Origin of the sequence: Amycolatopsis sp. NPDC052450 (genome assembly GCF_044547565.1) — a bacterium.
Taxonomy (GTDB): domain Bacteria; phylum Actinomycetota; class Actinomycetes; order Mycobacteriales; family Pseudonocardiaceae; genus Amycolatopsis.
On record NZ_JBIUAQ010000024.1, the window covers coordinates 76,284 to 103,281 of the forward strand.

At 69.3% G+C, this 26,998-nt stretch carries 31 protein-coding genes; 16 read left to right on the forward strand and 15 right to left on the reverse strand.

Annotated elements, in window-relative coordinates; translation table 11 throughout:
* Positions 1 to 70 precede the first annotated feature (70 nt).
* Positions 71 to 619 carry a cysteine dioxygenase gene (locus ACIHAO_RS31035; RefSeq protein ID WP_396563788.1) on the reverse strand — a complete coding sequence of 183 codons (549 nt, stop codon included), beginning with the start codon at positions 617 to 619 and terminating at the stop codon, positions 71 to 73.
* A gap of 319 nt (positions 620 to 938) precedes the next feature.
* On the opposite strand from ACIHAO_RS31035, the gene ACIHAO_RS31040 reads away from it, so the two are divergent.
* From ACIHAO_RS31040 to ACIHAO_RS31065, 6 genes are read left to right on the forward strand one after another with little or no spacing between them, the layout of a single operon-like run.
* On the forward strand, positions 939 to 1,751 hold the full coding sequence (locus ACIHAO_RS31040; RefSeq protein ID WP_125786841.1) for an ABC transporter ATP-binding protein: 813 nt from the start codon (positions 939 to 941) through the stop codon (positions 1,749 to 1,751).
* Positions 1,752 to 1,806: 55 nt separating this feature from the next.
* Entirely contained in the window at positions 1,807 to 2,586 is a 780-nt protein-coding gene (locus ACIHAO_RS31045; protein ID WP_037304671.1) for an enoyl-CoA hydratase/isomerase family protein, read from the forward strand.
* 5 nt (positions 2,587 to 2,591) lie between these two features.
* The gene (locus ACIHAO_RS31050) at positions 2,592 to 3,554 is read left to right on the forward strand and encodes a class I SAM-dependent methyltransferase (RefSeq protein WP_396563791.1); all 963 of its coding nucleotides are present in this window, start codon (positions 2,592 to 2,594) and stop codon (positions 3,552 to 3,554) included.
* A 1-nt stretch (position 3,555) separates the two neighbouring features.
* Positions 3,556 to 4,725, forward strand: a complete 1,170-nt coding sequence (locus ACIHAO_RS31055; protein WP_396563793.1) for a class I SAM-dependent methyltransferase — start codon at positions 3,556 to 3,558, stop codon at positions 4,723 to 4,725.
* Between the two features lie 11 nt (positions 4,726 to 4,736).
* Positions 4,737 to 5,381, forward strand: a complete 645-nt coding sequence (locus ACIHAO_RS31060) for an HAD family acid phosphatase (protein ID WP_396563795.1) — start codon at positions 4,737 to 4,739, stop codon at positions 5,379 to 5,381.
* 37 nt (positions 5,382 to 5,418) lie between these two features.
* The gene (locus ACIHAO_RS31065; RefSeq protein ID WP_396563797.1) at positions 5,419 to 5,793 is read left to right on the forward strand and encodes a DUF427 domain-containing protein; all 375 of its coding nucleotides are present in this window, start codon (positions 5,419 to 5,421) and stop codon (positions 5,791 to 5,793) included.
* Between the two features lie 6 nt (positions 5,794 to 5,799).
* Here the strand turns inward: ACIHAO_RS31065 and ACIHAO_RS31070 are convergent, their stop codons facing one another.
* Positions 5,800 to 6,519 carry a hypothetical protein gene (locus ACIHAO_RS31070; protein ID WP_396563799.1) on the reverse strand — a complete coding sequence of 240 codons (720 nt, stop codon included), beginning with the start codon at positions 6,517 to 6,519 and terminating at the stop codon, positions 5,800 to 5,802.
* A gap of 67 nt (positions 6,520 to 6,586) precedes the next feature.
* On the opposite strand from ACIHAO_RS31070, the gene ACIHAO_RS31075 reads away from it, so the two are divergent.
* Complete coding sequence (locus tag ACIHAO_RS31075) at positions 6,587 to 7,363, forward strand: helix-turn-helix domain-containing protein (RefSeq protein WP_396563801.1); 777 nt, start codon at positions 6,587 to 6,589, stop codon at positions 7,361 to 7,363.
* Between the two features lie 28 nt (positions 7,364 to 7,391).
* Positions 7,392 to 7,817 (forward strand): acyl-CoA thioesterase, encoded by a 426-nt coding sequence (locus ACIHAO_RS31080; protein ID WP_396563803.1) that lies wholly within the window; start codon positions 7,392 to 7,394, stop codon positions 7,815 to 7,817.
* Here the strand turns inward: ACIHAO_RS31080 and ACIHAO_RS31085 are convergent, their stop codons facing one another.
* A complete protein-coding gene (locus ACIHAO_RS31085; RefSeq protein ID WP_396563805.1) occupies positions 7,818 to 8,339 on the reverse strand; it encodes a GNAT family N-acetyltransferase in 522 nt (173 codons plus the stop codon).
* 413 nt (positions 8,340 to 8,752) lie between these two features.
* Between ACIHAO_RS31085 and ACIHAO_RS31090 the strand changes: the two genes are divergently transcribed.
* Entirely contained in the window at positions 8,753 to 9,604 is an 852-nt protein-coding gene (locus tag ACIHAO_RS31090) for a nitroreductase/quinone reductase family protein (RefSeq protein ID WP_396563807.1), read from the forward strand.
* A 458-nt stretch (positions 9,605 to 10,062) separates the two neighbouring features.
* Positions 10,063 to 11,049, forward strand: coding sequence for an acyl-CoA desaturase (locus ACIHAO_RS31095; protein WP_396563809.1), 987 nt, complete (start codon positions 10,063 to 10,065; stop codon positions 11,047 to 11,049).
* 5 nt (positions 11,050 to 11,054) lie between these two features.
* Here the strand turns inward: ACIHAO_RS31095 and ACIHAO_RS31100 are convergent, their stop codons facing one another.
* The 4 genes from ACIHAO_RS31100 to ACIHAO_RS31115 are packed head-to-tail and all read right to left on the reverse strand — an operon-like array spanning position 11,055 to position 14,117.
* Complete coding sequence (locus ACIHAO_RS31100; protein WP_396563811.1) at positions 11,055 to 11,837, reverse strand: alpha/beta hydrolase; 783 nt, start codon at positions 11,835 to 11,837, stop codon at positions 11,055 to 11,057.
* Between the two features lie 17 nt (positions 11,838 to 11,854).
* Entirely contained in the window at positions 11,855 to 12,832 is a 978-nt protein-coding gene (locus ACIHAO_RS31105) for a sigma-70 family RNA polymerase sigma factor (RefSeq protein ID WP_396563813.1), read from the reverse strand.
* 18 nt (positions 12,833 to 12,850) lie between these two features.
* Positions 12,851 to 13,507, reverse strand: a complete 657-nt coding sequence (locus ACIHAO_RS31110; RefSeq protein WP_396563815.1) for an enoyl-CoA hydratase-related protein — start codon at positions 13,505 to 13,507, stop codon at positions 12,851 to 12,853.
* Position 13,508: 1 nt separating this feature from the next.
* A complete protein-coding gene (locus ACIHAO_RS31115; protein WP_396563817.1) occupies positions 13,509 to 14,117 on the reverse strand; it encodes a TetR/AcrR family transcriptional regulator in 609 nt (202 codons plus the stop codon).
* 172 nt (positions 14,118 to 14,289) lie between these two features.
* Between ACIHAO_RS31115 and ACIHAO_RS31120 the strand changes: the two genes are divergently transcribed.
* Positions 14,290 to 14,637: a DoxX family protein gene (locus tag ACIHAO_RS31120; protein WP_396563819.1), complete on the forward strand. Its 348-nt coding sequence runs from the start codon at positions 14,290 to 14,292 to the stop codon at positions 14,635 to 14,637.
* A 154-nt stretch (positions 14,638 to 14,791) separates the two neighbouring features.
* Here the strand turns inward: ACIHAO_RS31120 and lexA are convergent, their stop codons facing one another.
* Together lexA and ACIHAO_RS31130 are read right to left on the reverse strand one after the other, a co-directional pair.
* A complete protein-coding gene (gene lexA / locus ACIHAO_RS31125) occupies positions 14,792 to 15,448 on the reverse strand; it encodes a transcriptional repressor LexA (RefSeq protein ID WP_396563821.1) in 657 nt (218 codons plus the stop codon).
* Entirely contained in the window at positions 15,426 to 15,887 is a 462-nt protein-coding gene (locus tag ACIHAO_RS31130) for a nuclear transport factor 2 family protein (protein WP_396563823.1), read from the reverse strand. Before ACIHAO_RS31130 ends, lexA begins: the two co-directional genes overlap by 23 nt.
* Before the next feature lie 128 nt (positions 15,888 to 16,015).
* Here ACIHAO_RS31130 and ACIHAO_RS31135 point away from each other — a divergent pair, with 128 nt between their 5' ends.
* On the forward strand, positions 16,016 to 16,450 hold the full coding sequence (locus tag ACIHAO_RS31135) for a hypothetical protein (RefSeq protein ID WP_396563825.1): 435 nt from the start codon (positions 16,016 to 16,018) through the stop codon (positions 16,448 to 16,450).
* Position 16,451: 1 nt separating this feature from the next.
* Here ACIHAO_RS31135 and ACIHAO_RS31140 read toward each other — a convergent pair whose 3' ends face one another.
* Positions 16,452 to 16,895 (reverse strand): MarR family winged helix-turn-helix transcriptional regulator, encoded by a 444-nt coding sequence (locus tag ACIHAO_RS31140; RefSeq protein ID WP_396563827.1) that lies wholly within the window; start codon positions 16,893 to 16,895, stop codon positions 16,452 to 16,454.
* A gap of 129 nt (positions 16,896 to 17,024) precedes the next feature.
* Between ACIHAO_RS31140 and ACIHAO_RS31145 the strand changes: the two genes are divergently transcribed.
* Entirely contained in the window at positions 17,025 to 18,161 is a 1,137-nt protein-coding gene (locus tag ACIHAO_RS31145; RefSeq protein WP_396563829.1) for an FAD-dependent oxidoreductase, read from the forward strand.
* A 9-nt stretch (positions 18,162 to 18,170) separates the two neighbouring features.
* Here the strand turns inward: ACIHAO_RS31145 and ACIHAO_RS31150 are convergent, their stop codons facing one another.
* Complete coding sequence (locus ACIHAO_RS31150; RefSeq protein WP_396563831.1) at positions 18,171 to 19,391, reverse strand: FAD-dependent monooxygenase; 1,221 nt, start codon at positions 19,389 to 19,391, stop codon at positions 18,171 to 18,173.
* A gap of 104 nt (positions 19,392 to 19,495) precedes the next feature.
* On the opposite strand from ACIHAO_RS31150, the gene ACIHAO_RS31155 reads away from it, so the two are divergent.
* Positions 19,496 to 20,440, forward strand: a complete 945-nt coding sequence (locus ACIHAO_RS31155; protein ID WP_396563910.1) for a TetR/AcrR family transcriptional regulator C-terminal domain-containing protein — start codon at positions 19,496 to 19,498, stop codon at positions 20,438 to 20,440.
* Here the strand turns inward: ACIHAO_RS31155 and ACIHAO_RS31160 are convergent.
* Together ACIHAO_RS31160 and ACIHAO_RS31165 are read right to left on the reverse strand one after the other, a co-directional pair.
* On the reverse strand, positions 20,410 to 21,537 hold the full coding sequence (locus ACIHAO_RS31160; RefSeq protein WP_396563833.1) for an NlpC/P60 family protein: 1,128 nt from the start codon (positions 21,535 to 21,537) through the stop codon (positions 20,410 to 20,412). The two genes, ACIHAO_RS31155 and ACIHAO_RS31160, sit on opposite strands and share 31 nt — an antisense overlap.
* Entirely contained in the window at positions 21,537 to 22,496 is a 960-nt protein-coding gene (locus tag ACIHAO_RS31165) for a nucleoside hydrolase (protein ID WP_396563835.1), read from the reverse strand. The genes ACIHAO_RS31160 and ACIHAO_RS31165 overlap by 1 nt, the downstream gene beginning before the upstream one ends.
* Positions 22,497 to 22,549: 53 nt before the next feature.
* Between ACIHAO_RS31165 and ACIHAO_RS31170 the strand changes: the two genes are divergently transcribed.
* A complete protein-coding gene (locus ACIHAO_RS31170; RefSeq protein ID WP_125792411.1) occupies positions 22,550 to 23,308 on the forward strand; it encodes an acyltransferase in 759 nt (252 codons plus the stop codon).
* 225 nt (positions 23,309 to 23,533) lie between these two features.
* Here ACIHAO_RS31170 and ACIHAO_RS31175 read toward each other — a convergent pair whose 3' ends face one another.
* On the reverse strand, positions 23,534 to 24,100 hold the full coding sequence (locus tag ACIHAO_RS31175; protein WP_396563912.1) for an NADAR family protein: 567 nt from the start codon (positions 24,098 to 24,100) through the stop codon (positions 23,534 to 23,536).
* A gap of 92 nt (positions 24,101 to 24,192) precedes the next feature.
* Here ACIHAO_RS31175 and ilvA point away from each other — a divergent pair, with 92 nt between their 5' ends.
* Positions 24,193 to 25,449, forward strand: coding sequence for a threonine ammonia-lyase IlvA (gene ilvA, locus ACIHAO_RS31180; protein ID WP_125792412.1), 1,257 nt, complete (start codon positions 24,193 to 24,195; stop codon positions 25,447 to 25,449).
* A gap of 70 nt (positions 25,450 to 25,519) precedes the next feature.
* Here ilvA and ACIHAO_RS31185 read toward each other — a convergent pair whose 3' ends face one another.
* On the reverse strand, positions 25,520 to 26,947 hold the full coding sequence (locus tag ACIHAO_RS31185; RefSeq protein ID WP_396563838.1) for a short-chain fatty acyl-CoA regulator family protein: 1,428 nt from the start codon (positions 26,945 to 26,947) through the stop codon (positions 25,520 to 25,522).
* Positions 26,948 to 26,998: the final 51 nt, after the last annotated feature.

Sequence of the window (26,998 nt, forward strand, 5' to 3'; positions counted from 1 at the left end):
TCCTCGTAGTGGGTCGCTTTGCGTCGCATGAGCAGGCGCACTGTGTTGATCGATTCGCTCGCAGGCTCGCTCATCGGCCCAGTATCGGGGCCAGCGAGGGGATCTCGGCGGGGACTTCGGCGAGCGTGCCGTATTCGCGGGTCGCGACCAGCGGCGGCGAGTAGGCGTGGACGCTGGCGGCGGGCTCGGAGCCGATGCCGGTCACCTGGTGCGCGCGCCCCGCGCCGAAGCCGATGCCCTCGCCCGCGACGTGGGTGCGGCGCCGGATCGGGCCGCCGGGATAGCGGTATTCCTCGCCGATCTCGCCCTGCAGCACGGTGAACGAGCCGGACGCGCCGCCGTGGTCGTGCGGTTTGGTCCGCTGACCGGGCAGCCACGACAGCAGCCACAGTTCGACGCCGTCGGTCAGCGCGAGCCGCGCCCACCAGCGCTGATCCTCGTCGAAGCGCAGCAGGCCGCGCAGGCCCGAGGTCAGCTCGGTGGTGACCGTGGAGGTCAGCTCGGCCAGTTCACGGGGTGTCCAGAGCAGGCGCTCGGGATGCAGTAGTTCCGGTAGCAGCGGGTCGATCAGCTGCGGGTGGATCTCGAAGTCCTGGTCGGGAGTGATGGACGTGGTCACGGTGAGGCTCCTCGTGGGATTCGCGGGCGCGGAAGCAGGGCCGGGCGCGGCGCGACACGGGGTGCCGTCGGAAGAGGGGACTCAGCCGTGTCGCGCGGCGGTACACCCGCACGAGGCGACGAGGAGCAGGTCGATGGCCCGGCGGCGCCAGAAAGAGCCCCCGATGACGGGGAAGGCGGCGGACTCGGACCTGATCACGCCGCCGATGGTGCCACAGCCGCCGATCCCAAGGCGCTTCGTCCCACTTCCTGGACCAGCCGCTTTCTCCCGACCGGCGGCCCGGTGCACACGCGCGCGCGTGTGCGGACACAATGGGCGCGTGAGCGAGCCGATCCAGCCCAGCGAACTTGACGACCTCGTGGTGAGGATGACCGGTGTCGGGGTCCGCCGAACAGGCAACGACCTCCTCGCCGACCTCGACTGGACCGTGGAACTGGACGAACGCTGGGTGGTGCTCGGCCCGAACGGCGCGGGCAAGACCACCCTGCTCCGGCTGGCCGCGGCCGAACTCCACCCGACCTCGGGAACGGTCGACCTGCTCGGCGACCGCATCGGCAAGGTCAACATCTTCGAGCTGCGCCCGCGGATCGGGTTCACCTCGGCCGCGATCGCGCAGCGTGTGCCGGGCGAGGAACGTGTCGTCGACGTCGTGGTGAGCGCCGGTTACGCCGTCGTCGGCCGCTGGCGTGAGGAATACGACAGCCTCGACACCGACCGCGCCCTGGAGCTCCTCGGCGCCCTCGGCATCGCGCACCTGGCCGACCGCACCTTCGGGACGCTGTCGGAGGGCGAGCGCAAACGGACGCTGATCGCCCGGTCGCTGATGACCGACCCGGAGATGCTGCTGCTCGACGAGCCCGCCGCCGGACTCGACCTCGGCGGCCGCGAGGACCTCGTCGCCCGCCTTTCGGAGCTGGCCCTCGACCCCGAGGCCCCGGCCATGGTGCTCGTCACCCATCACGTGGAAGAAATCCCGCCGGGATTCACCCACGCGCTGCTGCTGCGCGACGGCCGCGCGGTCGCCTCCGGTCTCGTGGACGACGTCGTGACCAGCGACAATCTGTCCAAGACGTTCGATCAGGACCTGCTGCTCGAACGGTCCGGTGATCGCTTCTTCGCCCGTCGCCGCTGACGGGTCGTACTGACCGGTAGCCTGCAATCTGTCTTGGACGGTTAAGGAGGACGGCGTGGGAGAGTTCGTAAGTCTCGAGGTCGAAGGCGGGGTCGGCACGATCCGGCTGGACCGCCCGCCGGTCAACGCGCTGAACAACCAGGTGCAGGCCGAGCTGGCCGAAGCGGCCCGTGAGGCCTCCGAGCGCGACGACGTGCGTGCCGTGATCCTTTACGGCGGTGAGAAGACCTTCGCGGGCGGCGCGGACATCAAGGAGATGGCCGAGCGCACCTACCCGGAGATCGCGAAGTTCGGCGCGGCGCTGACGGCATCGCTGGCCACCATCGCGAACATCCCGAAGCCGGTCGTCGCGGCCATCACCGGCTACGCCCTGGGCGGCGGGCTCGAACTCGCGCTGACCGCCGACCGCCGGATCGCCGGCGACAACGTCAAGGTCGGCCAGCCGGAGATCCAGCTCGGTGTCATCCCCGGCGCCGGCGGCACGCAGCGCCTGGCGCGGCTCATCGGCCCGAGCAAGACCAAGGACCTCGTGTTCACCGGCCGTTTCGTGAAGGCCGAGGAGGCACTCGCGCTGGGCATCCTCGACGAGGTCGTCGCGCCGGACGACGTCTACGCCGCCGCGCACAAGTGGGCCTCGCAGTTCGCGAACGGCCCCGCTGTGGCGCTGCGCGCCGCGAAGGCCGCCATCGACGGCGGTCTCGACACCGACCTGGCGAACGGTCTCAAGCTCGAATCCCACCTCTTCGCCGCGCTCTGGGCGACCGAGGACCAGCGCAACGGCATGAAGTCGTTCATCGAAAACGGCCCTGGCAAGGCCACCTTCGAGGGGAAGTAAGCGCGATGACGCAGGTGAACGATCCGGCGCCGAATCCGCACGCCACCGCCGAAGAGGTCAAGGCCGCCTTCGGCGACCCCAAGCTCGCCAACGTGCTCTACCACGACTGGGAAGCCGGGACCTACGACGAGAAGTGGTCCATCTCCTACGACGAGCGCTGCATCACCTACGCGACGGACGTGTTCAACGCCGTCGCCGGTGAAGACGGCCAGCCGTACCCGACCGCGATGGAACTGGGCAGCGGCACCGGTTTCTTCCTGCTGAACCTGATGCAGGGCGGGGTGATCAAGAAGGGTTCGGTCACCGACCTCTCGCCCGGTATGGTCCAGGTCGCGCTGCGCAACGCCGAGAACCTCGGCCTCGACGTCGACGGCCGGGTCGCCGACGCGGAGCGGATCCCGTACGAGGACAACAGTTTCGACCTCGTCGTCGGGCACGCCGTGCTGCACCACATCCCGGACGTCCGCGCGGCGTTCGCCGAAGTGCTGCGGGTGCTGAAGCCGGGCGGGCGGTTCGTCTTCGCGGGCGAGCCGACGAAGGTCGGCGACTTCTACGCGCGCAAGCTCGGCCAGTTCACGTGGTACCTCACCACCAACCTGACCAAGCTCCCGGCACTGAACGGCTGGCGTCGCCCGCAGGAGGAACTCGACGAGTCCTCCCGCGCGGCCGCGCTGGAGGCCGTGGTCGACATCCACACCTTCGACCCGTCCGACCTCGAGTCGATGGCCCGCGGCGCGGGCGCGCAGGACGTCCGCGCGGTGACCGAGGAGTTCGCCGCCGCGCTGGCGGGCTGGCCGATCCGGACCTTCGAAGCCGCCGTGCCGCAGGAGAAACTGACCCTGCGCTGGCGTCTGTTCGCGTACCGGCTCTGGCTGCGACTGTCCGCTTTGGACAAGAAGCTGCTCGCCAAGGTGCTGCCGCGCGAACTGTTCTACAACGTGATGATCACCGGTACCAAGCGATCGTAGGTTGCCGTACCAGTTCACCCTCGACGACGTCGCCTTCCTGCGCTCCGGCGCGGGAAGCGCGGCGCTCGCCGAATGCTCTTCCCTGCCGCTGACCGACAAGACCCGCATCGCCGACGTCGCCGCCGTGCGCCGGATCGCCCCGGAGCACGCGGCCGCGGTACTGGAAACGGTGGTGCTGAGGCGCAAGTCGTCGGCCAAACTGGACTCCGCGGACTCGTGGCTCTTCACCGGTGACGCCCTTCAGCAGGCCAGCGCCACACTGGTCGCCCGGCACCGGGCTTCGCGGCTCGCCGGTCGTGACGTCCACGACGTGACGTGTTCCCTGGGCGCGGACCTGATCGAGATCGCCCGCGTCGCCTCCCGGGCACTGGGCTCGGATCTGGACGAGGTCCGGCTGGCGATGGCGCGGTACAACGCCGCCGAGGCCGAGGTCTCGGTGGGCTTGCTCAGGGCCGACGCGTTGCGGCCGGTCAGCCGCGATTCGGTCGTCGTCGCCGATCCCGCCCGCCGCGACTCCGCCGGACGCCGGGCGTGGAAGCCCGCCGATTTCCTGCCGCCGTTGGACGGACTGGTCGAGTCGTACGCGGGCCGCGAGCTTTCGGTGAAATGCGCGCCGGGTCTCGATTTCTCCATCGCGCCGTGGGCGGACGAGGTCGAACTGGTCTCTTTGGACGGTCAGGTTCGCGAGGCCTGCCTGTGGCGCGGCGTGGGCTCGACGGTGTCGCGCCGCGCTACGGTGTTGCGTTCGGACGGTACACAGTGGACGGTCACCGACGCGGATCCCGACGAAATCCCCCTGCGTGAGCCGGGTGAATGGATCGTCGACCCCGACGGCGCCGTCGTCCGGGCCGGACTCGTGCGGCATTACGCGGCGCGACACGGCCTGTGGCAACTCGACGAACGCATCGCGTACCTGACCGGCGACGTCCCGCCGCCGGGAATCCGGGCGTTCCGGGTGTTCGAGCACGGACCGTACAGCGAGAAGAATCTGCGCGCAGTACTGAAAAAGCACGATATCGGTCGATTGGAAATCCTCGTCCGCGGTCTCGACATAGACCCGGATGCGTTGCGGCGCAAGCTGAAACCTCGCGGTGGCGAAGAAGCGACTTTGGTACTGACCAGAATCGGTCGTTCCGGAGTAGCGTTCCTTTGCCGCGCACAGCTGACGTGAGGAGCATTTCCATGAGCCGGTTCACCGGTCTGCTGGAACTGGCCGCCGCCGCGGCCGCCGGGGCCGTTCTCGCCGGCGACGCCACCGCCGTCGCGAACACCGGCGACGTCGTCGGCAGCGACGGCAAGCACCGGTACTCCGACGGCAGCCGGTTCGTCTCCGACACCGAACGTCAGGTCGAGGACGCCAAGCGCTACCTCACGCGCAGGCTGGACCGCGGCGTCGAGAAGCCCGCCGTCGTGTTCGACGTCGACGACACCGCCGAGGTCACTTACGGCTGGGAAGCCGACGACGACTTCGGCTTCGACCCGGTGAAGCAGCAGGAAGCGATCGACAAGGGCACGTTCGTCGCGAACAAGCCTGTGCTGGAACTGGCGAACTGGGCGGCGCAGCGCGGCGTGAAGATCTACTTCCTGACCGGGCGCGACGAATTCCAGGGTCCGCAGTCGCTCAAGAACCTCGCGAACGAGGGCTACCCGGCGCCGGCGGGGGCGTTCTTCAAACCGACGACCACCGCGCCGGACTACCTGCCGTGCGGCCTGACCTGCACCACCGTCCAGTACAAGGCTGGCACGCGGAAACACATCGCCTCGACCGGCGCGACCATCCTCGCCGACTTCGGCGACCAGTTCAGCGACCTCGAAGGCCTGCCCTGAGGGGAATATCCGCGCGGGCGGCGTCGCTGTGCCCGGTATGTCTGACAAGAAGGTGTTGAAGCCCAGCGCGGCCCACCCGATCACGGTGGAGCCGAACAAGGCGCGCGTGGTCGTCACGGCCGGCGGGAAGGTCGTGGCGGACAGCGCGAACGCGCTCACGCTGCGGGAGGCGAACTACCCGCCCGCGCAGTACATCCCGCGTGCCGACGTCGACTTCGGCGTGCTGGAGCGGACGGACCACTCGACGTACTGCCCGTTCAAGGGCGACGCGGCGTATTACAGCGTCCGCACCGGCGACGGCGTCGCCGAGAACGCCGTCTGGACCTACGAGGCGCCGCACGACGCGGTCGCCGAGATCAAGGACCACGTCGCGTTCTACCCGTCGAAGGTGGACGCGATCGAAGAGCGCTGAGCCGCTTCACGGCAGCTGGTTGATCCGGTCCCCGTCGGCCGCGAGCGAGGTGTCGGATTCGATCCGCCAGACCTCCAGCCCCGGTGCCTTGACCAGGGCGTCGACGAGGGCCTCCTCGCCCGCGACGACGGTCGAATCGAAGTCGACCTCGGTGGCCACGCACCAGGCGCGGTCGTCCGGCCAGAACAGGTTGGGCGACTGCGCCTCGAACCAGTTCGGCCGTGGCCGCCAGCCGAGTTCCGCCGCGGACGCCAGCGGTCCCTGGAAGAGCAGGTAGTCCCGGCCGGCGTGCCGCACGCGCGGCGCGTCGAGATGCTCGCGGGACAACGTCGCCTCGTCGGCCCAGCCGTAGCCGTCCCAAAGGCAGAACCAGGCGTCCGAAGTGGCTGTGTGATCGCCGAGAACGGCCAGCAGCGCGGTGAGGCTGTGTGAAGGCAGCGTGCCGCGTCCCGGTGGGGAGCCGCGCCAGCGCGAGCCGGTGAGATTCACCGGATCCGGGGAGCCGACCAGCGCGTGCCACTGCATGGCGCCATGGACGCGCCGTCCCGTTTCGGCCGCGGCTTCGCTCCAGCTCGACCAGCCGCCGCGGTCACGCTCCGCGGGGTGGCAGACGCGGGCGTAGGCGGCGTAGCCATGGGGGACCGCGCGGCCGGCCGCGCCGAACGCGCCGCCGAGCCTGGAGAGGATCCAGTCGGCGGGGGACGGGTCGAGTACCGGTCGCAGCACGGCGGCAAGTCTCCAGCAAGATCATGTGCGGCGCATCTTGTCGGTGGGCGGGGGCATACTGCCGGACGTGGGTGTTCCGCTGCGTCGCCGTTCTGGTCGTTCGGTGTACCGCGAAAGCACGCCGGCCGCGGTCGTGGCCGGCGTGGTCGAGAGCGTCTGGACGGGCGTGGTGGGCGGTAGCCGTCCGCTGAGGGTGTTCCCGGACGGCTGCGTGGACCTCGTCTGGGACGGGCGAAGGCTCGACGCGGTCACCACCGTGCGCGGAGTGCTGCGGCACGAGCTGCCTTCGGCGGACTGGACCGCCGGGCTCCGCCTGCGATGCGGTGCCGGCGGCGCGGTGCTGGGCCTGCCGATGACGGAGCTGGCGGCGGGTGCCACCCCGTTGCGCGACCTATGGCCCGCTAGGGCGCGCCGCGCGGAATCCAGGCTGGCCGAGTGCGGGACACCCGGCGAGGCGCGGGCGGTGCTGGAAGCACTGGTCGCCGACAGACTGAGGGACATCGAGCCGGACGGGCTGTCCGTCGCGGCCGCCCGCGCGTTGCGTGCGCCAGGCGCTCGCGCCGACAAGGTGGCCGTGAAACTGGGAGTGAGCGAGCGCGGCCTCCGGCGGCATGTGCGGCACGACGTCGGCGTCGGCCCGAAGGAACTGCAGCGGGTGCTGCGGTTCCATCGGTTTCTCACGCGGCTCGAGGCCGTCGTACGGCACGGCTCCTCGCTTGCCGACGTCGCCGCCGAGGTGGGTTACGCGGATCAGTCCCATCTGGGGCGGGAGTGCCGCCGGCTGTCCGGCGTTTCGCCCGGCGCGCTCGTACGATCCTGGACTGGCCGAAACGTTCCAGACTGAGACGGCCCGGCGAGGCGAAGATCGGGAAGTGCTCGAACCTTTCCGCGTCACCATCGACATCCGCACGGACGACCTCGACCTCAACGGGCATGTCCGCGGCCCCGCTTATCTCGCGTACGCCGATCACGCGCGCTGGGAATGCGTGTGGGCGGCAGGCGTGGACCCGTTGGCGCTCAAGGCCGGGAACCTCGGCCCGGTCAACCTCGAAACGACGATCCGGTTCCGCCGTGAGCTCCGTGCCCGCGCGCGGATCGACGTCCTGACCCGGTTCACCTGGGAGCCGGGCAAGGTGTCACGGGTCGTCCAGGAATTCGTGTCGCCGGACGGCGCCGTGGTGGCGGAGGTGGAAAGCCTTTCCGGCCTGCTGGATCTCGAACGGCGGCGGCTGGTCCCGGATCCTGGATCGCACTGGCGGAAGTACGCGGCGCGACCGGAAATCCTCGGCCTGCCTTGATCAGCCGGCCGCCCGCTTTTCGTAGAGGCTGGTCGGCCATTTCGCCTCGGGCGGGTCGGCCACGTGCTCGAAGCCCGCGCGCTCGTAGAGCCCGCGCAAGGCCGGATTGTCCCTCGTGGTCGCCACGCGGACGAACGCTTTGCCCCGTGCCACGGCCTTCTCGCCGACCCAGTCGATGATCCGGAACCCGAGCCCGGCTCCGGCCGCCTCCCGCGCGACCGCGAGGCGGCCCGCGTAGTAGGCCGGTTCCGTGGTCTCGCCCCAGAGTTCAGGCTCCGCCTCGGTCACCACGCAGGTCGCGATCGGCTTGCCGAGTCCGATGACCAGCAACGCTTCGCCCGCCTCGATCTGGCCACGCACCGATTCCCGCGGGAAGCGTGGTGGCCATTGACGGATTCCGCGTCCCGCCAGCCAGGCGGCGGCCTCGGCCAGAAGGTCGAGTACGACGTCCTCCTCACCCGGGCGGGCCGGGCGGATGGTGATGCCCGGCGTGAGTGGCTCGGGGCCGGTGATGATCGGCATGCCTCGATGATGCCCTGGCGATGGTCGGAGGAGGAAGGTGCTTACGGCCTGCCGGCTCATAGGGTGCCCGCGTTTCCGTTGCGGTGGCCCGTATCCGGCGGAATGGGATGCTCCCAATGTGGCATTGGGGACGCTCACCGTCCCCAATGCCACATTGGGAGCACTGCTGAGAAAGCAGCGAAGCGCTGTGCTAACGTCGTCTTCGAGCCCCGTATGGGCCTACGCACGGAGGTAGCGGCTACTCAGCCACCAGAGATCGGCACACACCGTCTCTCGCATTCAGTTCATCCCCGCGTCGTGGGATGACGCCTCCATGCGGTGCGCTCCAAAACCGGGCGTGCCAAGGCTCGTGTGCTCTTCTTCCGGTACTGGTTCCGCGCCTCCTGTCGACACATCGACGGGAAAGGACCGCATTGACCGGCTTCAACGACCAGGTGATCGAGGAATTCAGGCGTGACAAGGGAAAGCTCGGCGGCATGTTCGAGGGGTGGAAGCTGATCCTGCTCACCACCACGGGCGCCAAGAGCGGTAAGCGGCGGACGAATCCGTTGGGGTACCTCGAAATCGACGGCAAGACCGTCGTGGTCGCCTCCAATATGGGATCTCCGGCCCATCCCGCGTGGTATCACAACATCCGTCGCGACCATCGGGTCACGATCGAGACGGGTGCCGAGACCTACGAGGCGATCGCGGCCGTTCCGGCGGCGGCGGAACGTGACGCGTTGTTCGCGCGGGTCGTCGCCGAGGAGCCGGGTTTCGCCGAGTATCAGGCGAAAACGTCGCGCGAGCTGCCGGTCGTGATCCTGCACCGGATCGACGACCGGGTGCGGGGGATGGGGGACTTCCTGGTGGAGGTCCACGACTGGCTGCGCGAGGAGCTCAAGACGCTGCGCGCCGGGGTGGACGACCTCGTGGCCGGCCGCGCGGAGTCGCTCACCATGGAGGAATCCTTGCGGGCGCACTGTGTTTCGTTCTGCGAGGCGCTGACCAAACATCATACCGGCGAGGACATGGGAGCGTTTCCCATGCTGGCCCAACGGTTTCCCGCGCTCGCGCCGACGCTGACGAAGCTCGGGGAAGACCATGCCGTCGTCGCGGCCTTGCAGAAGCGGATCCGCGAGCTCGTGGAGGGCTACGTCCACGGTGAGAGTGACCCCGTTCGCCTGCGCGACGACTTCGACGAGCTCGCGGGGAGGCTCGAAGCGCATTTCGCTCACGAAGAGCGAACGGTCGTGACGGCACTCAACGTGACGGCGCCCGGCTGATCGATGCGGACGCCCTGGGGTTTCGGCCCCGGGGCGTGTATCGTAGTAGGTGGCGGCGCCTTCACAGCGCGACGCCGATCCGGCACGAGGCGGGTGGAATTCGCCCCCGGCCTCGCCGAAGACCGCGAACCAGCGGTCCCTCCGAAAGGTTTCACAGTCAAAACTCACAGCACCGACAGTGCGCTGTTCAGCCACCCGCTCGACACCGAGGTCGAGCGGCAGGACCCCGCGACCCCTCAAGGGGAGCGATACATGGATCTTTTTCGCGAACCTTCTTATCCCACACCGGAACCTTCGGCCGACGCCGTTCGTTGACGGAGCAGACCAACGTTTTGGGTGTCGTGTTGTCCAAGCACGCTCGCACAGAATTCGTCGCGGGCGTCGCCTTCTCTGCGTCGCGCCGTGACACCGGCTGACACAGCCGGTACCAATCCTGGCACTCGACAAGAAGCGACGATATGACTTCAGTTCTCAACCCCCCGGACAGCGCAGAGCGGCAGGCGCCACAGCCCCTGTTGTCCGGGGAGCAGAGCAACACCGAAAACTTTCTCGTCAAGCTGTTCGCGGTGGTGCCCCTGCTGGCACTGGCCGCTTCCGTCCCGTTCGCGTGGGGCTGGGGGCTCGGCTGGGTGGACCTCGGCCTGGCCGCCGGGTTCTACTTCCTCACCGGCCTCGGCGTGACCATCGGTTTCCACCGCTACTTCACCCACGGCGCCTTCAAGGCCAACCGCGGCCTGCGGATCGCCCTCGCGGTCGCCGGCAGCATGGCCATGCAGGGCCCGGTCATCGGCTGGGTCGCCGACCACAGGCGCCATCACGCCTTCGCCGACCGCGAGGGCGACCCGCACTCCCCGTGGCGGTTCGGCACCACCCCGGCCGCGCTGGCCCGCGGCTTCTGGCACGCCCACATGGGCTGGCTGTTCGACCGTGAGAAGACCAACGCGCAGCGGTTCGCCCCCGACCTGCTCGCCGACCGTGACATCGCCCGGATCGATCGCCTGTTCCCGCTGCTCACCGTCGTGACGCTGCTCGCGCCCGCCGTCCTCGGCGGCGTGATCACGATGTCGTGGTGGGGCGCGGTCACCGCGTTCTTCTGGGCGAGCCTGGTCCGCGTGGCGCTGCTGCACCACGTCACCTGGTCGGTGAACTCGCTGTGTCACATGATCGGCGACCGCCCGTTCGCCGCTCGCGACAAATCCGCGAACTTCTGGCCGCTCGCCATCGCCTCGATGGGTGAGTCCTGGCACAACTCCCACCACGCCGACCCCACCGGCGCCCGGCACGGTGTCCGCCGGGGTCAGCTCGACATCTCGGCGCGGCTGATCTGGCTGTTCGAGAAGGCGGGCTGGGCGACGGACGTCCGCTGGCCGAAGGCCGATCGACTCGGCCGCAAACTCAACCCCGGCCACTCCCTGTCACTGCGCAGGTCCCCGAAGCGGGCCTGAGCCCGTCAGCGGATGGCGCCCGTGATGGCGTCGATCAGTTCCGGCCCGTCGGACAACGCCGGGTCGTTGTGATCGGCGCCGGGGACTTCGACCGTCCTCGCGCCGGCGGCCCGTGCCACGTCACGGCTCTGCTGTGCCGGGACGATCGAGTCCACGGCGCCGAAGACGACGGTCACCGGCGCCTTCACGCGCGCGACGTTGTCCCTGGTCGGGAACTCGTCCCGCAGCAGCCACCGGACCGGCAGGAACGGATAGTGCAGCTGTCCGACCGACGCGAGGTCGACGAACGGCGAGCGCAGCACGAGCGCGGACGGCGGACGTTCGACGGCCAGTTCGGTGACGACCGCGGAGCCCAGGCTCTCGCCGAAGTAGATCAGCGGCACACCGGCCTCGCGGACCAGGAAGTCCTGTGCGGCGCGGACGTCCAGCTTGAGCCCGTCCTCGGACGGCTCGCCGGGATTGCCTCCGTAGCCGCGATACTCCAGTAGCAGCACCGAGAGCCCGCGTGCGGTCAGCGCGCGGGCCATCGGCGCGCGGTACGCCCGGTTCCCGGCGTTGCCCGGTGCGACCAGCACGGCCGCCTTCGCGCCGTCGACCGGGAAGTACCAGCTCGCGAGGCTCAGTCCGTCCGAGGTGGTGAGCGTGACGTCCCTGCCGCCGGGCAGGACGCCGGCGGCGCCGAGGGGCGGACCTGCCTCGGGGAGGTAGATCAGCTTGCGCTGGAAGGCGAACATGCCACCGAAGACCACGCCGACGAGGGTGACGGCCACCGCCAGCGCGAGCAACACCTTTCCCCGTGCGGTACTCAGGGCTTCGCCGGGGGGAGGCCGAATTTCGCGAACAGGTCCGCGTCGATGAACGAGGTGATCTCGCGGATCCGATCGCCGCGGAGGGACAGCACGTTGATCGACCAGCCATGGTGGACGGCGTCGGGTGCTTCGCCGAGGTAGCAGGCGACGGCGGGCTGCCCGTTGGCGGTGACGACCTCGGTGCGCCAGCTCGGGCACCGGCCGATCGGGACCTCGACGGCGAAGCGGGACACGGCCTCGATGCCGCGGTACCAGTGCGCGAACGGCGGCATGGACCAGGTGACGTCCTCGGTCAGCAACGCCACGAGCGCGTCGGCGTCGCCGCGGTCCAGCGCGGAGGCGAAGCCCGCGGCGATCTCGCGGACCCGGGGATCGTCGAGCTTCCGCAGGGTCTGCTGCCGGTCGGACGGCGGGACCTTCTCGGCGACGATCGCCCGCGCGCGTTGCAGCGCGCTGGTCACCGCCGCCACCGAAGTGTCCATTGTGGACGCGATTTCGGCGGCGGAGAAGCCGAGGACGTCGAAGAGCAGCAGGGCCGCCCGCTGGTTGCCAGGCAGATGCTGCAGTGCGGCGACGAACGCCAGCTCGACGGCCTCGCGTTGCTCGTACCGGACGTCCGGCCCGCTCCCGCCGGGATACGGGCCGAGCCACGCCACTTCGGTCACCGGGGCCTCTTCGAACACCACTCGCTCGCTTGACGGGCCGAGGTCCATCGGCAGGGCCCGCTTCCCGCGCGCGGCCGCGACGTCGAGGCAGGTGCGGGTGGCGACGGTGTAGAGCCAGGTCCGCATCGAGCTGCGCCCCTCGAAGCGTGCCAACCCCCGCCAAGCCCGCAGAAGCGCGTCCTGCACCGCGTCGTCGGCGTCGTGGGTCGAGCCGAGCATGCGGTAGCAGTGGGCATGCAGTTCGCGGCGCAGCGGTTCCACCACGCGGTTGAACTCCGCCTCGCCGGTGCGCAGGACGTCTTCACTCACAGTCGACGATTGTGCCCTTTACTTGGCGCGAAGCGCGCTGACGGCAGGGGTGAACATCGTCGTCTTGATCGCGGACAACGTGCCGCGGTCCTTCCCGGCCAGCGGGCGGACGAGATCCGTCGCGTACTCCAGCAGCATGGGCTTCTCGGCGACGGCGTCCACGAGACCCAGGTCGCGCGCGTCCGTGCCGCCGAACCGCCGTCCCGTGGTCATCGACGCGATCGCGGCGGCGGGGGTGAGCTTGCCCTGGATCAACGCCGCCATCCCCGGCGTGAACGGGATGTTGATATCCGCTTCGGGGAAGCAGAAGTACCCGCGGTCGGCGCGCATCACCCGGAAGTCGTGCGCCATCGCGAGCATGGCCCCGGCGCCGAAGGCGTGCCCGTTGATCGCGGCGACCGTGTGCACGCCGAGGGTGAGCACACGGGCCAGCAGTTCGTGGACGTCGGCGACGTACTGCGCCGCCTGGGTGGGGTTGCTGGTGAGCCATTCGAGGTCGAGGCCGTTCGAGTAGAACTTGCCCGACCCCACGGTGACCAGCACCGCCGGATCCGGATAGGCGACGACGGTGTCGAGCTGGGAATGGACGGTTTCCAGCCAGGACGGCGAGAACCGGTTCTCGTCGTCTCCGAGGTCCAGCAGGAACACCGGGGCGTCTTGACGCAGCGTGGGCATGTCAGTCCTTCCGTGGGGGTGGGAGCAGGAGTATGGCGCGGACCGCGGCGGCCAGCCGGGCCCGGGCGTCTTCGGAGATCGGTTCGCCCGCGGTGAACGCGCGGCGGAACAGGGCGGTCGGCAGATCGACGACACAGGTCGTCAGCACTTCGACGGCCTGCGCGTCGCGCCGGTCCCAGAGCCGGGCGGCCAGCCGGACCAGGAAGGCGATCAGGCGTTTGTCGAGGGCCAGGAAGTCGGCGGCGAGGTTTTCGGGGACCTGCGGGCCGAGGACCTGGTCCTTCTTGACGGTGATGAGCAGGCGGGCCGCCTCCGGCCGGCGGTCGGCGAACGCGGCCGGGGTGTCCGCCGCGGCCACGACCGCCGCGACCGGGTCTTCCGCCTCGTCCGCGAGAGCGGTCTGGAGGTCGAGGAACTCGCCCGCCGCGCGGAGCCAGACGTGGGCCAGCAAGGCGCCGAGCGAGCCGAAAGCGTGGTAGATCGTCCCGTTGGACACGCCCGCGGCGGCCGCGAGGGAGCGGACGGTGACGCCATGGGCGCCCGTCTCGACGACGAGGCGTTCGGCCGCGTCGAGCAGCCTTTCCAAGTCGTGCACACGGGGGCGGGGCATGGGGCGACGGTAACAGAGCACGTGCTCTAAAACAATAAGAGAGCAGCTGCTCCACTATGTCGGATGCGGTCTGTGACGTGGTTCACGAACGTCTTCGCCCCGAAGGTGTCACATCGGCCCGGCGGCCGGGGTCAACCGGTCGAATCACCGAAAAGCCGAGGAGAAACCGAAAATGACCACCGCCTATGTCATCGTCACCGTCGTCGGAGCGTTCATGGCCGCCTACTCGGCCGCCTCGATCTTCTTCCGCGCCAAGTGGGTCGTTAAGCCGCTGGCCGACTACGGCGTCCCCCGTGGCTGGTGGACGCCGCTCGGCGTCGCCAAGGCCGCGGGCGCGCTCGGCCTGATCGCCGGCCTGTGGGTGCCCGCGCTCGGCGTCGCGGCCGGGATCGGACTGGTGCTCTACTTCACCGGTGCCGTGATCACCGTGCTCCGCGCGCGCTGGCTGTCGCACGTCGCGTTCCCGCTGATGTACCTGGCGCCCGTCGCCGCCTCCTTGGTGCTGGGATTCGCCGCCTGAAGTCAGGAATCCGGGGTCCACACCGCGAGTTCGGCGCCGCCGGGCTCGCGGAAGTGGAACCGGCTCGAGTCCGCGGCCGAGCCGGACGGGGACTCGGCGAAGTCGATTTCGTACCTGGACCGGGAAGCTACTCCGGACCACCGACAGGAATCGCTCAGACGCTGCGCAGCACGGAAACCACGACGCCCAGCACGGTCGCGCGGTCCCCGTCGATGACGTCGTAGGCGGGGTTGCGCGGTTCGAGGTACACGTGGCCGTCGCGGCGGCGGTACACCTTGACCGTGGCCTCCTCGTCGATCATCGCGGCGACGATCTGGCCGGAGTGCGCTTCCTGTTGCTGCTTCACCACGACGATGTCGCCGTCGCAGATCGCCGCGTCGATCATCGAGTCACCGCGCACCCGCAGGCCGAAGACGTTGCCCCGGCCGGTGAGTTCACGCGGAAGGGTCATCACGTCGTCGACGTGCTCGACGGCCGAGATCGGCGTTCCCGCGGCGATGTCACCGACGACGGGGACCGGCACCGAGTCCTCTGTGGATTCCCGCGACGTGGTGCCGTGCAGGAACGCGCGGACGTCCATGGGCCGGGAAATCGAGCTGCTGCGGCGAAGGAAACCCTTTTCCTCCAAGGCCGCCAGATGCTTCGACACCGAGGACGTCGAGCGCAGCCCGACCGCTTCACCGATCTCGCGCGTGCTCGGCGAGTACCCGTGCTCCACCACCCATTCGCGGATGGTCAGCAGGATCTTCTGCTGGCGCTCCGGCAGGGAAGCGGCTTCCTCGAACAGCTCAAGATCGTGGTAGGCGGTCATCAGCGGAATGGTAGTTCGTGCAGGCCGCCGCGATCGCCGCGGTGTCCCAGTAGAACGGCCGCACCTCGGTGATGCGCCCGTCCTCGACGGTGATCGTCTGCAGGATCGGGAAATCCAGCTCGCGTCCGGTGGTCCTCGCGCGGACGTGCACCTGGGTCAGGACGACCAGTGGGCTGGTCTCGCTCAGGAAGCTTTGCTCCACCATGTCGAAGACCGCCCAGGTGTCGCCCATGGCGGCGAAGAACCGTTCCAGGCCTTCGTGGCCGCGCCAGATTCCGCTGTAGGGCAGGGCATCCGCCTGGTGCAGCACCACGTCGGGGGAGAAGAACGGGGCGAGCGGCGCGAAGGTCGCCTTGCCGGGGCCGCCCGCCGCGAAGTAGCCGGCTTCGGCCGCGTACATGCCTTTGAGTACGGACAAGGCGTCCGTTGTCGCTGTCACGACGACCACTGTGGTGCGCGGCGGGTCCGGGCGCCGGCGGTTATCCGTCGTCGAGATCGGCCGGATGGCGGCCCGGCCGGACCGAAAGTCCGATCCCGTACGCGGTTCCGCGAGGTTGACTCGATCGTATGAACACGAAGATCACCGCGGCGGTTCTCGCCGCCGCGACGGCCACGGTCACCCTCACCGGTTGCGGTCTCAGGGAAGGCTTGACCGAAAAGGCGAACGGGCACGTCAAAACGGTCGGCTACGCGACCGGCGCGGAAGGCAAGCGCGACACGGACGCCCGGCTGCCGGAGTGGGTGCCGGACGGGGCGGCTGCGGTCACCGAGGTCATCCGGACGACGGGTTCGGAGCGGCTCCTGCGGTTCACCGGCGGGACGCTGCCCGCCGTTTGCGTGCCGGGACCTGCCGCGACACAGGCCGCCACCCTCGCCGCGCACTGGTGGCCGCGCGGACAGGAAAGCAGGACGGACAAGGTCTGCGGTGAATGGCATGTGCTCGTCCAAGGCGTCGACGTGTTCGCGTTCAAACCGGAAACCCTGGTGAGCACGAGGTCCTGAGTCACTCGGAGAGCGCGTCCGCGCAGGTGGCGAGATCGCGCAACAGCCGCTCCTGTTCAGCCGTCGAAAACGGTTCGAGCATCCGGTCCTGGACGGCGCGCACGACACCGCTGGCGGCGCGGAGCTGGGCCTTTCCGGCGGGGGTCAGGGTGCTGGGCAGGGCGCGGCCCTGCGGCGCCGTCGTCGGACGGGTGACCAGGCCGCGGTCCTGCAGGCCGCGCAGCACCAGGTTCATCGACTGCCGGGTGACGAACACCGCCCTGGCGAGTTCCGCGTTCGACAGCCCCGGTCGCTGCGAGAGTACTTCGAGGCAGGAGTACTGCGGAACGGTGAGGTCGAGCGGGCGCAAAGCGGTGTCCATCGCCATCCGGAGCGCCGTCGCCGCTCGTTTCAGCATGTACCCCACCGCCAGGTCCAGTGGTCCGACCGGCTCGCCTCGGCTCATGTCAGCATCATGACACGCCTCTTCGGCTGACAGCGCCTGCCAGGCCGGTGCCAGCGTCGTGTGCGCCGCCTGGCAGCGGGCCCCGGCACTCTCTGGAATGTCATTCCAGAAGCGATCCGAGGGGTCACCATGTACACACCTGTCACGATCATCGGCGCCGGGCTCGGCGGGCTCACGCTGGCCAGGGTCCTGCACGTCCACGGCATCCCGTCCGCGGTGTACGAGGCCGAGGCCTCGCCGTCGGCGCGGACGCAGGGCGGGATGCTCGACATCCACGACTACAACGGCCAGCTCGCCCTCGAGGCGGCCGGGCTGCTGGACGAGTTCCGCGGCATCGTCCTGGAGGGCCGCCAGGCGATGCGGGTTCTCGACTCGGACGGGTCGGTCCTGTTCGAGCGGGCCGACGACGGCACGGGCGGCCGCCCGGAGGCGCAGCGCGGCGACCTGCGCCGGATGCTGCTCGATTCGCTCCCCGACGGCACCGTCCACTGGGGACACAAGCTCGTCGCCGCCCGTACCCTCGGCGACGGCCGCCACGAGGTGACGTTCGAGGGCGGCGCCACCGTCGTCACCGGTCTCCTGGCCGGCGCGGACGGCGCGTGGTCACGGGTCCGGCCGCTGCTCACCGGCGTCGGCCCGGACTACAGCGGCACGTCGATCGTCGAGACCTACCTGTACGACGCGCTCACCCGGCATCCCGCCGCGGCGAAGACGGTCGGCGGCGGATCGATGGTCGGGGTCGGGGCCACGCCGGGTATGAGCATCAACGGCCACCGCGAGAGCGGCGACACCTTGCACGGCTACGTGGAACTCACGAAGCCGCTGGAGTGGTTCGGCGACATCGACTTCGGCGACGCCGAAGCGGCCAAGGCGCGGATCGCGGCGGAGTTCCGCGACTGGTCGCCGGAGCTCACCGCGCTGATCACCGAAAGCGACGTCGCGCCGATCCATCGTCCTGCCTACGCCTTGCCGTCCGGGCTGCGATGGGCCCGCGTTCCGGGCGTGACCCTGCTCGGCGACGCCGCGCACCTCGCGCTGGCGAACGGTGAGGGCGCCAACCTGGCGATGCTCGACGGCGCCGAACTCGGCAAGGCCCTCGCCGCTCGTCCGGACGACGTCGAGACCGCACTCGCCGAGTACGAACAGGCCATGTTCGTGCGTAGTGAAACGCCCATGGAGGAGGACTTCCTGCTCGAAAGCGTCTTCGGTGAGGACATCCCCGAGCGTCTGCTCGCCCTGTTCGGGATGGAGCAGCGGAAGGCCTGAGTCGGTCGCTCACTCGGGCGATCGCGCCCCCGCGTACGGCTTCAGGGTGATGGAGTTGGCCGCTTTCTGGATCCCGCCCAGCATCTTGCCGCCGCCGGGCAGGTGCGGAAGCAGCCGCATGAACCGGTTGCGCAGCCGGATCCCGCGGCGGGTGCGCGGGGCGAAACCGCCGGCACCACCGGGCGGCCGCTTCATGTTCATCGCCACGTATTCGCGCATTTCGCTGTCATACCGGGGAAACGCGACACGGTGGTCGCCCTCGGCCGCGGCGAGCTCACCCGCGAGCACGTACGCGCCGACCAGCGCCATGCTCGTGCCCATCCCCAGTGAGCCGCCGAAGGCCGAGTCGCCGAGCAGCACGGTGCGGCCGCGATACCAGTGATCGACCCGGACCTCCCCGACCCGCGCGAAGTACAGGTCGTCGGTCTGCCGCAGCTGATCGAGCAGCGCGGGGAGTTCCCAGCCCGCCCCGGCGAACACGTCGGCCAGCAACTTCTTCTGAGCCCGCAGGTCCCGCCGGTCATAGGCCAGCTCCGGCGAAACGAACCCGAGGAGCGCCCGGACCTCCCCGGTGTTCCCCAGCGGGTACAGCAACGCGACCCGGCCGTCGACGCCGTTGCCCGCGGGCAGGTTGTACATCACCTCCCAGCCGTCCAGGTCGAGTTCGGTACGGGCGGGGAAGTACGAGGTGTAGTAGCCGAGGTCCCGGACGAATTCCTTGTCCTGCCCGAAGGTCAGCGTTCGCACGCCGGAACGCAGCCCGTCCGCGCCGACCACGAGGTCGAAGGAGCGCGGTGGCGCGTTGTCGAAGGTGACCTTGACGCCTTCGGCACTCTCGGCGATCTCGGTGATCACGGTGTCGTACAGGATTTCCAGGTCCGTGCCCGCCGCCTCGTGCAGGATCCGCACGAGGTCGCCGCGCAGGATCTCGATCTCGGCGACGATCCCGCCCGAATCGCCGAAGTCGTCACCGCCCATGGCCGCCACGCGGTTCCCTTGCTCGTCGAGCCAGGCGATTCCGTGTGTGCCGGTGTGATGGGCCTTGACGGCGTCCATGATGCCCATCCGCTCGACGGCGTCACGGGCCGCGCCGCGGATGTCGATCGCCTGCCCGCCGGATCGCAGGGCGGGGGAGCGTTCGACCAAGGTGGTTCGGAAGCCGTAGCGGCGTAACCAGTACGCCAGGGAAAGTCCGGCGATACTCGCGCCGGAGACCAGGACAGTGCGCATGACGGCAAAGTACAGCCGGTTCGGTACGGTGTATATTTGCTCTAGTGCGCTGCTGCTCATGGCAAAGGTCGTGGCTTGAGCGCACTAGTACGCTGGGAGGCTTGGTGGACAGCGGGGACAGCGGGGCGCCCTACCGGAGGATCGCCGCGGAGATCCGCGACAACATCACGAGCGGACGGCTGCGCCCGGGCGACCGGATCCCGCCCACCCGGCAGATCACCCGGGAATGGGGAGTCGCGATGGCCACCGCGAGCAAGGTGATCGCCGTCCTGCGCGACGAAGGCCTGGTGGACACCAAACCGGGCTCCGGAACGGTCGTGCGGTCACGGGATCGTGCGTACACCCCGGCGGCTTCCCGCCGTCAGGAGCTGGACCGGGACCGGATCGTCCGCACGGCGATAGCGATCGCCGACGCGGAAGGCATGGCCGCGGTGTCGATGCGCCGGGTGGCCACCGACCTCGGCGTGGCGACCATGTCGCTGTACCGCCACGTGTCCGGCAAGGACGATCTGATGCTGTACATGGTGGACAAGGTGACCGCCGAGAAGACCGCGCACGCCCGGCCTCCGGCGCACTGGCGCGAACGACTGGAGTTCTCGTCCCGTCTACTGTGGACGGTCTGCCGCCGTCATCCCTGGGTGGCCGAGGTGCTGTCCATGACCAGGCCCCGGGCCATCACCCCGAACCTGATGTTCTACGCCGAATGGGTGCTGACCGCGTTGCGCGGTCTGGGGCTGGGCATGGACGACATGATGTACATCCACCTGAACCTCTTCAGCCACATCCGCGGCCTGGCCCTGTCCCTCCAGTCGGAGGCACGGGCCCGGCAGGACACCGGCATGACCAGCGACGAATGGATGGACACCCAGGTGGCGGAGTTCCGGGAAGTCGTCGCCACCGGCCGGTACCCGACCATGGAATACGTGGTGACACAGGAATTCGAGCAGGACATGGACACGATGTTCGAATACGGCCTGCGGCTGTTGCTCGACGGGGTCGAGCGGCGGCTCGCGCGCGGTCAGGCCGTCGGGCGGCCCGCCCCGGCGTAGTCGTCGCCCTGCTTCCGGTAGGTGTGCACCTGCACCGCCTGCCCGGTCTGCGGGGCGTCGATCATCTGCTGGTTCCCGATGTACAGCCCGACGTGGTGGATCTTCGTGTTCGGCTCGCCGTAGAAGATCAGGTCGCCCAGCTGGGGATCGGTCACCTTGTCCACGCTGTGGTACTGCGTGTGGGCGGTGCGCATGAGCTTGACGCCGGCGCTGGCGTACGCGGCTGTCGTCAGGCCCGAGCAGTCGAAGCCGGGGTCGCCGCCGCCGGTGCCGTTGCCGCCCCAGACGTAGGGCAGCCCGATCTTGTCGATGGCGAAGTTGACCGCACTCAGCGCGGCCGCGTTCGGCGGCTGCGGGCTCTGGCCGACCGTGCCGTACACGTTCACGGTCGCGAGCGTGCGGTGCATCAGCAGCGGCGCGGGCTGCAACGTGCTCACCGCGTTCCACCACGTCTGGCCCTGGCCGAGGTCACGCCCGCCCGCGCACAGGGCGCGTCCGGCGGTGAGCGTGGCGTCGTCGATGTTCTGCGGATTCGGTTTCCCGCCGGTGGCCGAGGCCTGGAACTGGTTCCACACCGACGGTGTCAGCTGCAACGGGCCGCTGGCGTTCGCGGACGAGACGACCTTGTTGTAGAAGTCGCGGACCTCGACCGCGCCGAGCGGCACGGTCATCACGCCGTCGGCGTTCAGGCTCGAACCGGTGGCGCGGCCGTGGTCCGAAGCGATCTTCCCGAGCGCGGCCAGCGTCACCCAGGAAAGGCGGCAGCCCGGCGTTTCCTTGCTCAGCGCCACGGTGGTCTTCGCGTAGCCGGTCATCGCCCGCAGCGGGATGTCGAGCCAGCCGCTGGTCTTCGACACCCAGGCGTCGAACTCCTGCCCCATCTGCTGCGGCACCTTCGGCTGTTCCTTCGGCATCTCCGCGGGGGCGGACGACGACGCGGGCGGCGCGGGCGGGGCCGAAGACTGGACGGCGGCGGCTTCCGGCTTCGGCTCGTCCCTGGGCGCGAAGGTGATGGCGGCGACCAAGGCGGCGCCCGCGACGACGACGGCGGCGACGATCACCGGAAGTCTGCGGCGGCGGGAAGTCTGCTGCTCCATCAGAGCCCTCCGACGATGCGGCTCAGGACGAACTCGCGGAAGGCGTCGACATCGGTGGTCAGCGCGACGTCGATGGTGCGGCCCGGCACGGCCTGCGGATCGGTGCTTCGCAGCCTTCGCCGGTCTACGAGAGTCGCGCCACGCGCGGGGCCGAAGCCACACTCGACGTCCACGGGGTAGGACTCGACGTCGAGGATGCCCGGCCGGATCGCCTCGGCCACGGCGACCGCGTCGTGCATGACCATCCCGGGGAAACCGAGGATCGGGGTGTAGTGCTCGACGTAGGTGGGTGTCAGCGCTTCGAGCGCCGCGCCGAGCGGGCCGGAGGCGGCGAGCTTGCCGAGCCACGTCGTGTCGACCGAGCACTGGTGCGTGATGTCCAACGGGACCAGCACCGTCGGGATGTCCTCGTCGACCAGCACCCGGCGCGCGGCCTCGGGGTCGCTCCAGATGTTGAACTCCGCCGCGGTGGTGGAGTTCCCCTTGGTCACCCCGCCGCCCATGATGACGATCCGGCCGATCTTCTCGCGGATGTCCGGATGGGCCGCCAGCAGCAGTGCGATATTCGTGAGCGGGCCGATCGGGGCGATGGTCACCGGCTCGTCGGCGGCCTCCAGCAGATCCACCAGCAGGCGGACGGCATCGCGTTCGTCGAGCGGGCGCTTCGCCTCCGGCAGCGTCCCGGCGTGGCCGGAAAGACCGTCCTGGCCGTGGACGAACCCGGCGGTCCTGGCGTTGCCGTACACCAGCGGCCGCGCGGCACCCGCCGCGACAGGAACGTCGTCACGGCCGAAAAGCTGCAGCAGGCGGCGCGCGTTGGCGGTGGTGTGGCTCAGCGGCACGTTGCCGAACACCGTGGTCACGCCGAGCAGTTCGACGTCCTCGCACTGTGAGGCCAGCGCCAGCGCGAAGGCGTCGTCGACCCCCGGGTCGGTGTCGATGATCAGCTTGGTGCCCATGCGCGTGCTCCCCTTTGCGGTCGACGGCCTGATCACAGGTTACGGTCACCGGTATGACGTCCATGTGGGGTGCGCCCGCGCTGTCGCGGCTCCGCGCTTGGGGCCAGGCCCGTCGTGATCCGCGTCAGGCGAAGTTCCTGACCAAGGATTCGCTGCGCTGGGTGCTCCGGAACCGCGCGTACAGCCCTTGGTACCTGGTCCGATACTGGCGGCTGCTGAAGTTCCGCGTCGCGAACCCGCACATCATCCTGCGGGGAATGGTGTTCCTCGGCAAGGACGTCGAGATCCACTGCCGCCCGGGTTACGGGCGGCTGGAGATCGGCCGCTGGGTGCACATCGGCGACGGCAACGCGATCCGCTGCCACGAGGGTTCGCTGCGCATCGGCGACAAGGCGGTGTTCGGGCGGCAGAACGTCCTCAACGGCTACCTCGACATCGAACTCGGCGCGGCCACCCTCGTCGCGGACTGGGTGTACATCTGCGACTTCGACCACGTCACCACCGACATCACCGTCCCGATCAAGGATCAGGGCATCGTGAAGTCGCCGGTGCGGATCGGGCCGGACACCTGGATCGGCACCAAGGTCTCCGTGCTCAAGGGCACCCGGGTCGGCCGCGGCTGCGTCCTCGGCGCGCACGCCGTGGTGCGGGGCGAGATCCCGGACTACTCGATCGCCGTCGGCTCGCCGGCACGCGTGGTGCGGAACCGGCAGGACGACTACGCCGCCGACGCCGCCCGCCGCGAGGCTGTCGCGGACATGGCGCGCAAGGCGAACAAGGCACTCCAGAAAACCCTGGGCGTCGACTCCTGACTCACGTGTCGTCCGCTGGATCACAGGTGTCGTCCATCTGATCACGCGTGTCGTCCGTTAAAACACACATGCCGTCCGTCTGATCACGCCCACTAGCCCGGTCAGCCAGACAGCGTGGGGATGCCGTCCGGTGGATCCGATCCAGGCGGTGGTACTCAACGGACGACACGCGTGATCCAGCGGACGACTCGCGTGATCAGGTGGACGACACCCAGCGAACGGGAACTAGCCGCGCAGCTGTTCCCGGACCTCCATGAGCGCGAAGCCCAGCAGGTTCTGCCCGCGCCAGTAGTCGGGGCGAGTGGCGTTCTTGTCGTCGCGGGCGACGCCGCTGCCCCAGACCAGGTCCATCCTCGACGCCTCGACGATCACCTTGTCGCCCGTGGCCAGCAGGAACTCGCGCTCCTCGGCGTGCTGGCGGAATTTCTCCAGGTTGCCGTCGATGACGATGTCGAAGCGGTGCCGCTCCCACAGTTCGGCGTCGAAACCGGAGACCTCGCGGCCGAGGATCTTGGCGGTCTTCGGGTCCGGCGCCTGACGGATGGCCACCGCGGCCTCGTGATCGCCGAACAGTTCCGCCTTGTTCGCCATCATGTAGTGCTCGGCCGTCGGGTACTGCTCGCCGCCCGCGACGAACGGCGCGTGCCACCACTGGCTCAGGCAGGCCGCGTTGACCCGGCCGCTCTTGAGCGGGGTGTGGCCGTAGAAGAGCTGGTACTCGGGCTCCGCGCCGCTGTGGACCAGCTCGCGCAACGCATCGAGACTCCGGACTCCGTCGACCTTGCTCACCATGGCGACCAGTGGACCACAGACCACCGACAACCGGTGAACTGGATCGGACCACTCTCCGTCGTGACCGGAGGCGGTCAGTACATTCAGCATTCGTGCAACGGATCGAAACGGTGAGCGCCCGAACGGTCGAAGAGGCCGCCAAGCGATTGGCCGGGGTGGTGACCCGGACGCCGCTCGAACCGAACGAACGGCTTTCGGCCCGGGTCGACGCCCGGGTCTGGCTCAAACGCGAAGACCTCCAGACCGTGCGCTCGTACAAGATCCGCGGTGCCTACAACTTCATCGTCCAGCTCGACGCGGAGCACCGGGAGCGCGGTGTCGTCTGCGCGAGCGCGGGCAACCACGCGCAGGGTGTCGCGTACGCGTGCCGCCGCCTCGGCGCGAACGGCCGGGTCTACGTTCCCGGCACGACCCCCCGGCAGAAGCGCGAGCGGATCGCGACGCTGGGCGGCTCGCATATCGAGGTCATCGTCGTCGGCGAGACCTACGAAGACGCCTTCAGTGCCGCGAAGCACGACGCGGAGACCACCGGCGCGACGCTGGTTCCCGCGTTCGACGCGCCGGAGACGGTCGCCGGACAAGGCACGGTCGCGATGGAGGTCGTCGCGCAACTCGGGTTCATCCCGGACGTCATGGTGGTGCCGGTCGGCGGTGGCGGCCTGCTCGCGGGCATCGCCGCGTGGGCCGCGGAACGGGCGCCGGAGATGCGGATCGTCGGCGTCGAACCGGCGGGTGCGACCTGCATGGCGGCCGCGCTGGCCGCCGGTGAGCCGGTGCGGCTCGAAACCGTCGACACCTTCGTCGACGGCGCGGCGGTCGCGCTGGCCGGATCGGTGACGTATCCGCTGGTCCGCGACGGCGGCGTCGAACTCACCGAAGTCGCCGAGGGCGCGATCTGCACGGAAATGCTCGCGATGTACCAGTCCGACGGCGTCATCGCCGAACCCGCGGGCGCGCTTGCGACCGCGGCGCTGGGCACGACGGTGAAGATCGACCCCGGCCAGATCGTGGTGTGCGTCGTCTCCGGCGGCAACAACGACGTCAGCCGCTACGGCGAAGTGCTCGAACGGTCGCTGGTCCACGAAGGACTGAAGCACTACTTCCTGGTGGGGTTCCCGCAGGAGCCCGGCGCGCTGCGGCGGTTCCTCGACGAGGTCCTCGGGCCGGACGACGACATCACGCGGTTCGAGTACGTGAAGCGCAACAGCCGAGAGACCGGTCCGGCGCTGATCGGCGTCGAACTCGCGCGCGCCGGTGACCTGGAAGGCCTGCTGCACCGGATGGACGTGAGCCCGCTGCAGGTCGAGCGGGTGGAGCCGGGCAGCCCGCTCTTCCACTTCCTGGTCTGACACCCCCGCAATTCGTCACCTGCTTGCGACGTCCGGACCCCGCAAGTAGGTGACGAATTGCGGGGTGGGGTCAAGGCGCCTTCGGCACCGCCGGGTAGGGGACGAAGGTGCTGGTGTTCTCGTCCACGGTCAGCTGTTTGCCGATCGTGGGGAACGCGCGCTGTGAGCAGGCCGGGCGTTCGCAGACTTTGCAACCCATGCCGATCGGGGTGGCCGCGGCGCGGTCGTCGAGATCGAGCCCGGTCGAATAGATGAGCCGTTTCGCGTGCCGGAGTTCGCAGCCGAGGCCGACGGTGAACGTCTTGCCGGGGCTGCCGTAGCCGCCGATGTTGCGTGACACCGTCCGCGCGACCCAGAAGTAGCTCTTGCCGTCGGGCAGGGTGGCGATCTGGGTGAGGATCTTGCCGGGCTGGGTGAACGCCTCGTAGATGTTCCACAGCGGACACGCGCCGCCGACGCGGGAGAAGTGGAAACCGGCCGCGGACTGGCGTTTCGACATGTTCCCCGCCCGGTCGACCCGGACGAACGAGAACGGCACGCCGCGGTTCTTGGGGCGCTGCAACGTCGAGAGCCGGTGGCAGACCGTCTCGAACCCCACGCCGAAGTGGTCGCAGAGCCGCTCGATGTCGTAGCGGAACCGTTCCGCACAGGCCAGGAACGGCCCATAGGGCAGGATCAGCGCGCCCGCGAAGTAGTTCGCGAGCCCGACCCTGGCCAGCGAACGCGCGGCGGGGCCCGAGAACGCCCACGAGTCGGCGAGTTCGGTGATCAGGTCGTCGTATTCCAGCAGCGCGATCTGCGAAGCCATCCGGAACGCCTGCTGCCCGACGCGCAGGCTCGGCGCCAGCCGCAGCACACGCGGCCCGGGTTCGTACCGGTGCTGTTCGCCGTTGGACTCGTCGATGCCCTCGTTGGTGACGTCGACGCCGTAGCGCTGGATCAGGCTTTCCTTCAGGGCGGCGAGCACCTGACCGCGTTGCAGCGGCAGGTCGTGCGCCATCCGTTCGGCGCGTTCGTCCAGTTCGGCGACGTAGTTCTCCCGCTCGTAGAAGAAGTCGCGGACCTCTTCGTGCGGCAACGAACCCGCCGCGCTGCCGTGCATGCCCAGCCCGTTTTCCGTGGTCAGCGCGGCGGTGTTCTCGACCGCGTTGCGGTAGCTGCGGTGCAGTTTGACCAGGGCCTGGGCGATCGTCGGCAGGTTCGTGGCGAGGTCGTTGAGCTCACTGGTGGTGACGTCCACGCCGACGACCTCGTCGAGCAGGGCTTCCTTCACGTCCGCGACGAGCCGGGCGGTGTCGTTGTTCGCGAAGAACTCGGTGTCCACTCCGAACGCTTGCGTGATGCGAAGGAGCACCGGGACGGTCAGCGGACGCGAGTTGTGCTCGATCTGGTTGAGATAACTGGGTGAGATCTCCAGCACACGAGCGAGATCCGCTTGGCTCATCGACCGGCTTTCGCGCAGATGCCGCAGCTTCGCTCCGGCGAAGGTTTTGTCCACTGAGGCCTCTCTGTCCGCAAGGTTTCCGGGCCTGAACGATTCAGTGAACGG